Here is a 12,139-nt window from a genome sequence, read left to right as displayed (position 1 = left end):
TTCTAAAATGATAAATTTTATATTGCAATTAACTAAAATCCCTATTAGGGATTGAAACGAATCAGCATCTCTAAATGAAGGATATCGAATAGAGTATTGCAATTAACTAAAATCCCTATTAGGGATTGAAACAAAACGATCGCCCAATCAATGCTACAAGAACGCTATAATTGCAATTAACTAAAATCCCTATTAGGGATTGAAACTGACCAGCTACCAGTTCTAATCCGCTAAGGACGGATTGCAATTAACTAAAATCCCTATTAGGGATTGAAACTTGCGAAAAGTTGTGTAGAGCGGTAATTCTTGGTATTGCAATTAACTAAAATCCCTATTAGGGATTGAAACGTAGTTGGGGGAACCGCACGGACTACGGAGAAGAAATTGCAATTAACTAAAATCCCTATTAGGGATTGAAACGAGAAGTACTGTTGAGCCTTGTTTGTGTATGCTGGGAAATTGCAATTAACTAAAATCCCTATTAGGGATTGAAACTACAGAATCATAGAAGCGCTACGCAGTGAAGAATATATTGCAATTAACTAAAATCCCTATTAGGGATTGAAACACGCAGCAAGGTTAATTCATCATTTGAAAAGCTAAATTGCGATTAACTAAAACCCTATTAGGGATTAAAACATAAAAAGCGATCGCTTAAATCCATCATAAAGATACGTCCCGAATTTGATAACCTACAGCTTGGGTTAAATATTTAAGCTACCGCCTAGATAATTCTAGGCAGTATTTAATCTGTATAAAGTTTCAAGCAAAGCTGTTCAGGAAAACTTTAGTTTGCATTTTTACGTGTTTATCTCGTATCAAGCACTATTTGGAATACGTTCAATTTCAGCATATCCACTGAAAATAAGTTTTTGGCCTTCAGTTTCTAATCGGTTGAGTCGCATTTTCACTCCATCAAGGTCAAAACGATCTAAGTCAACCATATTATCTAAAATTTCTACCAGCGCCACGCTCAGGGTTTGCGAGATTTCCCGTTGTGCTTCTGGCACTTGGTCAAGTTCGATTTTTGGATCTTTGAAAGAAACTCGCCGCCGTCTTTCAATGCCTAAAGTTAGGCTCATTTTGAGGGGAATGAGTTCGCCATTATTTAAATCTGCTTTTGCTACAAGCTGTAAGCGATTTCCTGGCAATAGCTGTACCTGAACTTCCGTAAAGGAGACTGGTTCACCGCCAGATAATGCTGTCAGAGAGGGTACGGAGAGGTTAAGCAGGCGCTTTTTCACCAGTTCCGCACTAAAAGCTTGGTTGATCCCTGTTTCTGATAAAGTTACTTGAGCGATCGCTTGAGTAGGTTGCTTAAGATTGAGTTTGCCGCTTAAAACCGAGCCAAAGTCAATAGCCACAGCATCGGTTTCAAAAGACATCTCTTCTACCGCAAAATCTTTCCGAATCACCAAGCCACGACCGCTCATTTTGAAGCTATCAATGCTGCCTTGCAACAGTTTGCTGGAGGGGTAGCAGCGCACAGAGACTTCTACTGACTCGCTTTGCGTGAACAGGTGGCGAATCGTTTGGCTGGCGACCGTATTGAGCATCCGCTCTCCCCAATCAGTGCCTTTAGGATTTTGTAAACCAGTAAGTCCGCCGAACATTTGGTTTTTAGTCTCTAGAAGTTCTTTGTACTTTTGTAACAAATCATGAAGAATACAGCAAGCGATCCCGTGATTAATTGTGCTGATGGGTAGGAGTTGGATAACTGATGGCTAAAATTTCATCGTGTTAAATGTTACTTGTAATTTAGTGGGTGGGAATAATTGAACTAAGTTCTTGCTAGTGATTTTGCCGTACCTTATACTAGCGCAATGTCAAAAAATTGCTCATCTGGATGGGTAATTACACTAGCAACCCCTAAGTAAGTCGGTGGGAATAAATCAAACTAGATTAAGTAATGTAAAAAATATTGATATCAGTTCGTAGTCAGGGCTACGTTGCGCGAACACTACAAACCTTGAATTATTCACGCCGCTCTATTTAAGGTAATAGATTTTATTAACAAAAAGTTAAACTATGATTTAGCTGCAATCAAATAATCTGAATATTGGTATTAAGATTTTTTATCAAAGGCGATCGCAACCTCTATACCAAGTGCGATCGCCTCTCTGATAATCATGAGGCTATCTGGTAAATAGCAGGACGATATCTCGCTTCAGGAATTAGTTTTCCCTCCTTTTTCGCAGCATCTAACCATGCTTCTTTTGCTTTCAAAACTTCATGAAGTGCTTATTCTTCAGTTGAACCAAACGCTGAACAGTATTTCAAATCAGGAATATCAGCAATATAGCCCTCATCTTCTTAACTGACTATAAGTAACTACGCAAAATAATTACAGTCATTGCAAGCGAAGCGTTCGCGGAGCGTCTCGTAGAGATAGCAATCCCAGCCCTTGCGATTGCTTCATTTCGCTTCGCTGCATTCGCAATGACATTGTGTAATTAATTATGTTTACCTACTTAGAAGATATTAATATGATAGTTTTTCATCCTTCCTCGTTAACAACTTCCGCCGTAAATTATCCAAAGCTGCATTCGCGCTGACATGACGAATTAAAGCGCGACCCCGCACTGTGCCAAACTGATACTCAAAACTTGCTACTTCATCCTTTGGCCCAGCTAAACCAACGTAAACTAAACCCACTGGCTTCGTATCTGTCCCTCCAGTTGGGCCAGCAATACCAGTAATACTCAATCCCCAAGTTGTTGCAAGGCGAGTTTTGACTCCAATTGCCATTTGCTCTGCAACAGTTGCACTTACCGCCCCAAATTTATCTAAATCTTCCTGGTTAACCCCCAGCAGTCTAACCTTCACCGAATTGTCATAAGAAATAACTCCACCCCAAAAGTAATCAGAACTCCCAGAAATCTCAGTCAACATTTGCCCTAAACCGCCACCAGTGCAAGATTCTGCCACCGAAAGCGTTTCTTTTGATGCCCGCAATAACTCACCGACCACGGAAGCAAGAGTATCATTATTAACGCCGTAGAAATCTAGTCCGGCAATTTCTTTAAGTTGTTTTTCAATGGGCGCAATTAGGTCTGCTGCGGCTGCTTCGGAAGTGGCTTTAGCAGAAACTCGCAATCTTACTTCCCCTTTACCTGCATAAGGGGCTACTGTGGGATTTGGCAACTTCAAATAGGAAGAAACTTTTTCCGCCAAAGCAGATTCACCAATACCCCAAAACTTTAAACTCCGGCTGTAAATAATTTCTTTGCCCCAACCTTGACTTTTGAGAAACGGGACGGCTGTTTCTTCCCACATTGGGTACATTTCACTGGGAACACCAGGAAAGGTAAAAATCGTGATTTCAGGGCGGGGTTGCCAGATGATACCGGGTGCTGTTCCTGTGGGGTTGGGGAGAATTTCTGCACCTTGGGGAATCAAAGCTTGCTTACGGTTACTTGGTGACATAACTCGACCTCGTTGGGCGAATTTTTGGGTTATGTCTTCGATGATTTCTGGATTTTCTACCAAAGGGGTTTTAAAAAAATCGGCGATGGTTTCGCAGGTAAGGTCATCTGGTGTGGGGCCGAGTCCACCAGTGAAAATGAGAATTTGCGCTCTAGAAATAGCAATTTCTATAACTTGCTTTAACCGTTCTGGATTATCCCCAACTACTGTTTGATAGTAGTGGGGGATACCTAGCTGCGCTAATTGTTGCGCCAAAAATTGAGCATTGCCGTTGAGGATATCTCCTAACAGCAATTCAGTACCAACACAAATAATTTCTGCACTCATTGGATTGGGAATGGGGAATGGGGACTAGGGAGTGGGGGGCAGGGAGCAGGGAGCAGGGAGCAAGGGAGAAGATTTTTCCCTTCTGCCCCCCGCACCCTGCCCATCTGCCTCTTTTCCATGCCCAATTATGCTAGTGCTGGTACAGGAATTTCCAGGTGAGGATATAAGGGGAAGCGATCGCACAATGATGCTACCCGTTGCCGACAATCTTGGGTTACTACGTCGGAATCTGGAGAAAGTAGGCGATCGCTAATAATATTTGCAATCTCGGTAAATTCTGCTGCTCCTAAGCCCCGCGTGGTCATTGCAGGTGAACCTAATCTTAATCCACTGGTAACAAATGGCGATTGCGGGTCAAAGGGAATGGTATTTTTATTTGCAGTAATATTTACAGTACTGACTAGCTGATCGGCTTGCTTACCTGTTAGATTAACAGATCGTAAATCCACGAGGATTAAATGGTTGTCAGTGCCATTTGACACTAGCTTTAAACCTCGATTTTGTAGTTGTTCTGCTAAAGCACGAGCATTTTCAATTACTTGGGCAGAATAGGTTTTAAATTCAGGCTTTAGGGCTTCTCCAAAAGCCACTGCTTTACCAGCAATAACGTGTTCCAATGGCCCGCCCTGAGTACCAGGAAAAACAGATTTATCTAGCTTTTTACCTAGTTCTGCGTCACTGGTCAAGATTAAACCACCTCTAGGGCCACGGAGAGTTTTATGTGTAGTTGTTGTTACTACATGACAATGAGGAATGGGATCAGGATGAAGACCACTAGCAACTAAGCCAGCAATATGAGCAATATCGGCAAGTAAATAAGCGCCGATCTCATCAGCAATACTACGGAATTTTGCAAAGTCAATTATCCGGGGATAAGCCGAATAACCACAAATTAAGAGCTTAGGACGCTCCCTCAACGCCAGCTCTCGAATTTGATCGTAGTCAAGTTGTTCTGTTTGTTGGCTCACACCGTAGTGGCTAACTTGGAACCACTTACCTGAGACATTTACGGGTGAACCGTGGGTGAGATGTCCCCCATGAGACAAATCCATCCCCATAATTTTGTCGCCTGGTTCCAGCAGCGATAGGAATACTGCAAAATTGGCTTGTGCGCCAGAATGGGGTTGCACATTGGCATGAGCAGCACCAAATATCTGTTTAGCGCGATTGATCGCTAGTTTCTCAATTTTGTCGATAAACTCACAACCGCCGTAGTAGCGTTTACCAGGTAATCCCTCAGCATATTTATTTGTCAATACCGAACCTTGAGCCGCCAATACCGCAGCAGAGGTAAAGTTTTCGCTAGCAATCAACTCCAAGTGATCTCGCTGACGCTGTAGTTCGTCGTTGATTAGATCGGCGATCGCTGGATCACTGGAGGAAAGAAAATCTGAATTAGTCCTAGTCACTTCTAATTATCCTTATGGAAATTTGTACAACGTCGATTTGGCTTAGGCACAGCACCTAACAGTTCTACAGAGGCGATTAATCATCTCCGTACTTGGAGGTTTTTTTATGCCAACTTATTTATTATTAGGCGTAAGCTTGATTAATGCATTAATTATCATAACGTTGCTTTTTGAAACTGTTTGCGTAGGCGTAGCCCGTCGGAGACATAGCTCCTCCATCAGCCCGCTTCGGCAATTAACTGTCGGTAATACAACTCTTGCGAAACATGACTGCGAAGTTCTACCCTGGAAAACTTAAGCAATCAGTATTTTTGATAAATGAAAAATTGTTTGGAACTTACTTTTGATAGTGGACAAACAGCATTAGCGATTCGAGCCGATCGACAAGCCGAATTACCAGATGTACTTAAGCAAATAGGGCTTGACGGTTCGCGTTCTGTTTTAGTCGTGGTGGGGGGTGCAAGTAACATCAGTGAAGCTGACTTTCTCCGCATTAAACGTTTGTTTAGGGAAGTTTTAGCCCCCATTGCCGAAAGTTTGGGGGCTTATGTTGTCGATGGAGGTACGGATGCGGGAGTGATGAAATTGATGGGTGAGGCTCGTACCCAAATAGGTGCTAAGTTTGCTTTGATTGGTGTAACACCCGAAAACAAAGTGGCTTTACCTAATCAACAAGAACCTGCTGCTGATTTGACACCGTTAGAGCCAAACCATACTCATTTTGTACTGGTTCCTGGCAATAATTGGGGTGATGAGTCTCCTTGGATATCTCGCGTTGCAACTGTGTTAGCTGGTAATTCACCTTCACTGACTGTACTTTTAAACGGTGGTGAGATTACCTTTGAGGATGCATTTTCTAGCGTTAATACCGGAAGGTTAGTTGTTGTGATTGCTGGTAGTGGTAGAACCGCAGATATCCTTGCAAATGCCTTGCGTGGAGAAGCTACTGATGAGCGAGCTAAAAATTTGGCTAAATCTGGTATATTACAATACGTCAATTTAATAGATATAGAGAAGGGAGTTAAAAATTTCGGCAAGATAATTAAAGATTTGCTTTCTAATTAGGAGTGAATAATGGCAAAAAAAGATAGTTATCAGGAATTTTTAAAGGAAGATTTTAACAAGTTATTTGAAGGTATGAACTTAGCCGATGTGCAAAAACATTTTTTGCGATCGCGCTGGTTAGACCAAGTACTCTGGATGGAAGCAAAGGCGAATTTATCACGCGATCGCCATTATCAGTTACGGATAACAACTATTATTGGTGGTGTAATTCTCCCAGCATTGGTAAGTCTAAGCATTAGCACTACTCAACAAGTTAACGATAGAGCCAAGAATGCCATTGTCTGGGCAACCTTTGGTTTGAGCCAAGTAGTTGCTATTAGCGCTGCTGTTGAAGAGTTTTTTCATTATGGAGAACGTTGGCGACATTATCGCCGGACAGTCGAATCTTTGAAAACTCAAGGGTGGCAATTTTCCCAGTTAACAGGCCCTTATCGTAGTTATACAAGCCACGAACAGGCGTTTAATGTTTTTGCAGGTAATGTAGAAGATATTATTCAACGAGATGTGGAAATATATGCTACTCAAGTTGTTCAAGAGAAGAAACAAGAACAACAAAGTCAAGAAAATTATATTTTAATGCAAAATACAAAAATAACTAATTTGGAAGAAAAGAAAAAGGAAGAATAAGAAGGAGGGAGAAGACAGAATTCAGGATTCAGAATTCAGAATACGCCAGCAGTCAAGTCAGGGGTAACAGCTACGGAAAGAATTTTTTCTTCTCCCAAGGGGAGACGCTAAGAGCGAACACGCGCGTCTAAAATCGGGGGTTTTAAACACAGATAGAACTTACGCACTGTACAAATGCATCGTGATGTGAATTAACGAAAATCCGTTGTTTCAGGCTTTTTTTAATTATCCTGCGATGGCGTACCCGCCCGCCGGAGGCGATCGTAAATAGGCCATGCTGTAGGGGCACAGCAATGCTGTGCCCTTACGAAAGATGTGGTTTTTAACTTGTTCATATTTACGAGTTCTTGTCAATGCGTAAGTCCTAACAGAATCCATTCTGGATTCTGGCTCCTGAATTCTGAATTCTTCTTCGATAAAATCTGGAAAACAATGATATAGCGAAAACAATTCAATTTTAGATTTCGGATTTTAGATTTTTCTTCAATCCAAAATCTAAAATTAACTAAGTTAATTAACTGCCTTTGGGTACTGTATCTCCAGGGCCGGCGGTGACAATTACCAGATTTTCTGGCTTAATTAAGTCCTCAATTGCCTGTTGCATTTGAGTCATAGTGACTGCTTGAATGCGTTGGGGAAAGTCTCGGATTTCTGAGCGTGAAAGTCCCAAGACAGCATTATCCAAAATTATGCTTGATACATTACTGGGATTAGCTAAATCCACGGGGTAGCTATTGCTAATTGAGCGTTTTGCCGTGTTTAATTCAGCCTCAGTTACTCCTTGTTCGCGTAACTGTTTAAGTAAAGCGATAGTACTGGCGATCGCCTTTTGGGTATCAAGAGGAGCAGTCTGCATCTGAATCAAGAACGGGCCGGGGTTGATTCCGGCGGCAAAACCGCTATAAATACCGTAGGTTAAACCCTGGCGATCGCGCACTTCCGTACCCAAGCGGCTCGCTAAGGTATCACCACCCAAAATTTGATTCAGTATCAGTGCTGCATAATAACGCGGGTCTTTCCGAGAAATGCCGTTGTAGCCGATGTAGGTAACAGCCTCTGCTTTACCGGGAATTACCTTGTTTAAACGTGTCGAAGTTTGCGGTAATGGCACGGATGGTATTTTGAGTACAGGTGGCTTTCCTGTAGCTTGCCATTTGTCAAACGCCTGATTTAGCAACGCTTTTACCTTAACTAGCTCAAAGTCTCCAACTATTGCGATCGTTGTGTTATCTGGTCGGTAGTGTGTCTGGTAGAAGCCAAGCAAATCATCACGAGTAATGTTTTTTAAGCTCTCGGCTGTGGGAAAGCTATAAAATGGATGATTTTCTGGGTAAATTGCCTGCTGGAATACTTGTCTTCCTAAACCTGCGGGGTCATCTAACTTGACTTTAAGACTTGTCAATGCCCGTTGGCGACTCAGTTCTAACTGTTCGGCTGGGAAAGTGGCGTTTTCTAACACATCTGCTAGAGTTTGAATCAATATCGGCAAGTTCGCTGAAAGTCCCTCACCGCTAACGCTAACTCCCTCGCGGCTGGCACTGAAGCCCAAACCAGCTCCCCGGTCTTCTAAGGTTTTTGCTAGGGTAAGAGCATTTTTAGTCTTCGTCCCATTCATTAAGCTGACGGCGGTCAGATTTGCTAATCCAGCTTTTTGATTGCCGTCAAATTCAGTACCAGCGTCGATTTGTCCACTCAGGTTAATGGTGGGGAGGTTGCGATCGCGCAACAACAAAACCCGCAAACCATTATTTAAGGTAAACTCTTCTGGTAGTGATTGTTTGCCTGAATCTGCTGTTGATGTGGCAGGTGGCAGATACTTAGCCAGTTCTGCTGGATCTACAGGCTTACCTGGGCTGAAATTTTCTACTGTGCGCCCAGAACCAGCGCTAGAAGTCCCTGGTTTACCATCTGGTTGAGTTGGCTCAAAGAAGCCAATGGTTTGTTTAGCGGGATTTAGATAAGTTTTGGCTACTTTCTGTACTTGGGCTGGGGTGACTTTAGCGATCGCAGCCAAATACTGTTCAATAAAATGATAATCACCTGCGATCGTTTCGTAATATCCCAGTTGGGTAGCTTGACTAGTGATGTCTTGATTACCCAAGATATACGATGCTTGCAATTGCGTTTTCGCCCGGTTCAGTTCTTCAGTGGTGACGGGCTGCTGTTGCAACTTTCCTAAAGATTCTTGCAGCACCTGGGCAATTTTCCCTAACTCTTGACCTGGAGCCGCCGTAGCACTAATGTCATACCAACCTGGTTCGATAAGTTCGGCAGCACTGCCACTCACTGAACTAGCAAGTCCAGATTCTACCAAAGCCTGGTAAAGTCTAGAGCTACGTCCACCTGTAAGAATGGCATCCATCACATCAATTGCCGGCACATCAGGATGCTTGATATCTGGTAACGGATACACAGCTTGCAGTAGTGCCGCACTTCCAGGTTGCTTCAAAACAATCGGTGCTTTTTTAGTAGTAGAGGCAACTGGAGGAGACGGGGCGACATTTTCCCGTGTTCTCTTTTCTTCGTTTCCTCGTTTTGTCAACTTCCCATAAGTTTCTTTAACAACTTTGAGTACAGGTTCTGTGGCAAAATCTCCCGTAATTACCAACGTGGCATTGTCTGGGCTGTAGTAGGTTTGGTAATAATTCCGCACCTGTTCCACCGTGAATTTTTCTACATCAGCTTTTGTCCCTCCCACAGATAAGCCATAAGCTCTCGTAGGGAAAGCATCTCGCATCACTGCCCGATCTAGACGGTAGGCTGGTGAATTTTCGTACCCCTGTAACTCAGAGATCACTACCCGCTTTTCACTCTTTAGTTGTTCAGGCCCAATTAAGGAGTTTGCCATGCGATCGGCTTCCAGTGTTAACAATGCTTCGAGTCTGTCTCGTTGCACCGTGCCAAAGTAAGCTGTTTCGTCATAACTAGTAAAAGCATTGAACTGGCTACCCAAGGCACTAAACAACCTACCAAACTGTACTGGACGGGCAGTTGTACCCTTAAACATCAAATGTTCTAGCTGGTGAGAAATGCCATTTTCTCCCTTAATCTCGTTACGGGAACCGACTTTATACCAAACTTGCACACTTACCACTGGAGCAGTATGCACTTCTTTCGTTAGCACCGTTAAGCCGTTGTCCAACACCGTTTTTTGTACCCCTTGGGTGAATGAGGCAGCAGATACAGGTGCGGCTGTCGGTGTTGCAGCATTGATCAAATTGCCCGAAAACGGCACGATAGTTAAAATAAGGCTGAGGAAAAATCCTATAAGCATATATGAACGTAGCTTCATAAGCAATGGGAAATCGCTTTTACATAATTATTTAATGCTAAGTCATCTCTCAAGCTTCAATCAGCATAGAAACACAACGATTGGTGCTGCGTGCATTTCAAGATAGTGACATTGCAGCATTTAGGATACACCTTACCCAGAAGTAGAAGCGATCGCCTTTTTCGAATTGATCAAGCAGTCAATACTAAGTGTGTTGGGTAAGTGGTATCAGCAAGCGATTGAACTCAAGGCAACAGGTGAAATGATTGGAGACTGTGCCATAGAGCGGTTATAATAAATGGTATCAATATTTGGTTGCATGAATCGATATGGAACGCGAAGCCCTAACAATTCGGTTTCCGGCTGATTTACTTGTCAAAGCTAAGAAGATTAAAGAGAGTAGTGAATCCTTGAATGATTTAGTGGTTGAGGCTTTGGAACGTGAGGTAAGCCGCCGCAGGGGATGGGCAGCCCATCAACGAATAATTGATCGCAGCGAAATCGTGAAAGCTAAAACGGGGATACAATCAGCTTCTACAGATTTGATTCGTAGCCTCAGAGAGGACGAAGGGCGACGTGACTAGAGTTTTGTGTTTAGATACCAGCGTTTGGATTCCTTATCTTGTACCAGAAGTTTATCAACCCCAGTCCAGAAAACTAGTAACAGAAGCGTTAAGTCTGAGTATACGGTTAGTGGCTCCAGCTTTTGCTTGGGCAGAAGTAGGATCTGTGCTAAGAAAGAAAACCCGTATAGGAGTAATTACAACAGAGGAAGCGCAAGGTTTTTTTGAAGACTTCTGTGAGCTGCCTATTGATTACATTGAAGAAGAGGCAATTAGAGCAATAACCTGGAAAATTGCCGATAAATACGGATTATCTACCCTTTATGATGCCGCCTTTCTTGCTTGCGCTGAGAATGCGTCTGCGGAGTTTTGGACGGCTGATGCTGCACTTGTTAGACAACTCATGCCCCGACCTGCTTATCTCCGAGAAATAGGAGAAATATAGGGAGCATCCCAAATGTGTAAAAACATAATTTGTGGCTCTTCAGTACTTAGGGCTTGCTAAATTAATCTGCTCAAAAGCTGAAAACATTGCTGCACAACAAAAGCAGGCATTATTTTTAAGATTTTAGATCATTCTTGGGACTTAAGCGTTCTAAACTTGATTTTAAAGTCTATTTTTGATTATTGATTCAGTTAGTTTAGCCTCCTAGAGTGGGCAATACCCACCCTATAAAGTTGCTAAACTTCAATATCCAAAGTACGCACTAAAAAAGCCCATTTGTCTGCGGCTTCCTCGATAATTTTAGCTGTGGGTTTACCTGCACCATGTCCTGCCTTAGTCTCAATTCTAATTAAGGTTGGCGCATCGCCTGCGTGAGTTTCTTGCAAAGCGGCGGCAAATTTGAAACTATGAGCAGGAACAACGCGATCGTCATGATCGGCTGTGGTAATTAAGGTTGCTGGGTAAGCTGTATCTGGTTTGATGTTGTGAAGTGGTGAATAAGCATACAACGCTGGAAACTCTTCGGAATTATCTGCTGAACCATATTCGGAAGTCCAAGCCCAACCAATAGTAAATTTGTGGAACCGCAACATATCCATCACGCCGACGGCGGGTATTGCTGCACCAAACAAATCGGGGCGTTGTGTTATGCAAGCACCCACCAATAAGCCACCATTACTACCACCTGCGATCGCTAGCTTCTGCGTCTTAGTATACTTATTTGCAATCAACCACTCAGCAGCGCCAATAAAGTCATCAAAGACGTTTTGCTTTTTATTCTTCATTCCTGCTTGATGCCATTCTTCGCCGTATTCTCCACCGCCGCGAATATTGGGCATAGCATAGACACCACCCATTTCCATCCACACCAACAGACTCACCGAAAAGCCAGGTGTCATTGAGTTATTAAAACCACCATAAGCATAAAGATAAGTGGGGTTATTCCCATCTAATTTAATACCCTTTTTGTGGGTAATAAACATCGGTACTCTAGTACCATCTTTGC

At 42.8% G+C, this 12,139-nt stretch carries 9 protein-coding genes and 1 CRISPR repeat array (1 of these 10 cut by a window edge); of the genes, 4 read left to right on the top strand and 5 right to left on the bottom strand.

Going from position 1 to position 12,139, the window contains the following annotated elements; all coding sequences use genetic code 11:
- Positions 1 to 568: direct repeats of the CRISPR family, unit length 37 nt; unit sequence ATTGCAATTAACTAAAATCCCTATTAGGGATTGAAAC (it extends 1,063 nt beyond the left edge of the window).
- Between the two features lie 250 nt (positions 569 to 818).
- From VB732_RS21030 to glyA, 3 genes are all read right to left on the bottom strand, one after another.
- A complete protein-coding gene (locus VB732_RS21030; protein ID WP_323232844.1) occupies positions 819 to 1,613 on the bottom strand; it encodes a DUF2993 domain-containing protein in 795 nt (264 codons plus the stop codon).
- Between the two features lie 868 nt (positions 1,614 to 2,481).
- A complete protein-coding gene (locus VB732_RS21025) occupies positions 2,482 to 3,753 on the bottom strand; it encodes a competence/damage-inducible protein A (protein WP_323232843.1) in 1,272 nt (423 codons plus the stop codon).
- Positions 3,754 to 3,878: 125 nt separating this feature from the next.
- Complete coding sequence (gene glyA, locus VB732_RS21020) at positions 3,879 to 5,162, bottom strand: serine hydroxymethyltransferase (protein ID WP_323232842.1); 1,284 nt, start codon at positions 5,160 to 5,162, stop codon at positions 3,879 to 3,881.
- Positions 5,163 to 5,480: 318 nt separating this feature from the next.
- Here glyA and VB732_RS21015 point away from each other — a divergent pair, with 318 nt between their 5' ends.
- The gene (locus tag VB732_RS21015) at positions 5,481 to 6,227 is read left to right on the top strand and encodes a hypothetical protein (RefSeq protein ID WP_323232841.1); all 747 of its coding nucleotides are present in this window, start codon (positions 5,481 to 5,483) and stop codon (positions 6,225 to 6,227) included.
- A gap of 9 nt (positions 6,228 to 6,236) precedes the next feature.
- Entirely contained in the window at positions 6,237 to 6,854 is a 618-nt protein-coding gene (locus tag VB732_RS21010; protein WP_323232840.1) for a DUF4231 domain-containing protein, read from the top strand.
- A 514-nt stretch (positions 6,855 to 7,368) separates the two neighbouring features.
- On the opposite strand, the gene VB732_RS21005 is transcribed toward VB732_RS21010, so the two are convergent.
- Entirely contained in the window at positions 7,369 to 10,146 is a 2,778-nt protein-coding gene (locus VB732_RS21005) for a pitrilysin family protein (RefSeq protein ID WP_323232839.1), read from the bottom strand.
- Between the two features lie 308 nt (positions 10,147 to 10,454).
- On the opposite strand from VB732_RS21005, the gene VB732_RS21000 reads away from it, so the two are divergent.
- Together VB732_RS21000 and VB732_RS20995 are read left to right on the top strand one after the other, a co-directional pair.
- Positions 10,455 to 10,709, top strand: coding sequence for a YlcI/YnfO family protein (locus VB732_RS21000; protein WP_323232838.1), 255 nt, complete (start codon positions 10,455 to 10,457; stop codon positions 10,707 to 10,709).
- The gene (locus VB732_RS20995; protein ID WP_323232837.1) at positions 10,702 to 11,133 is read left to right on the top strand and encodes a type II toxin-antitoxin system VapC family toxin; all 432 of its coding nucleotides are present in this window, start codon (positions 10,702 to 10,704) and stop codon (positions 11,131 to 11,133) included. The genes VB732_RS21000 and VB732_RS20995 overlap by 8 nt, the downstream gene beginning before the upstream one ends.
- Positions 11,134 to 11,369: 236 nt before the next feature.
- Here the strand turns inward: VB732_RS20995 and VB732_RS20990 are convergent.
- Positions 11,370 to 12,139: prolyl oligopeptidase family serine peptidase (locus VB732_RS20990; RefSeq protein WP_323232836.1), on the bottom strand; the 770-nt coding region annotated here is incomplete at its 5' end.

It is taken from the genome of Nostoc sp. UHCC 0252 (genome assembly GCF_034931145.1).
Taxonomy (GTDB): domain Bacteria; phylum Cyanobacteriota; class Cyanobacteriia; order Cyanobacteriales; family Nostocaceae; genus Nostoc.
Note: the sequence above shows the minus strand (reverse complement) of the source record. Positions and strands in the feature narration are given on the sequence as shown.

Bases quoted from the DNA above. Each gene is read 5' to 3' on its own strand.
- VB732_RS21030 (WP_323232844.1), bottom strand. From the start codon at position 1,613: ATGTTCGGCGGACTTACTGGTTTACAAAATCCTAAAGGCACTGATTGG.
- VB732_RS21025 (WP_323232843.1), bottom strand. From the start codon at position 3,753: ATGAGTGCAGAAATTATTTGTGTTGGTACTGAATTGCTGTTAGGAGAT.
- VB732_RS21015 (WP_323232841.1), top strand. From the start codon at position 5,481: ATGAAAAATTGTTTGGAACTTACTTTTGATAGTGGACAAACAGCATTA.
- VB732_RS21010 (WP_323232840.1), top strand. From the start codon at position 6,237: ATGGCAAAAAAAGATAGTTATCAGGAATTTTTAAAGGAAGATTTTAAC.
- VB732_RS21005 (WP_323232839.1), bottom strand. From the start codon at position 10,146: ATGAAGCTACGTTCATATATGCTTATAGGATTTTTCCTCAGCCTTATT.
- VB732_RS21000 (WP_323232838.1), top strand. From the start codon at position 10,455: ATGGAACGCGAAGCCCTAACAATTCGGTTTCCGGCTGATTTACTTGTC.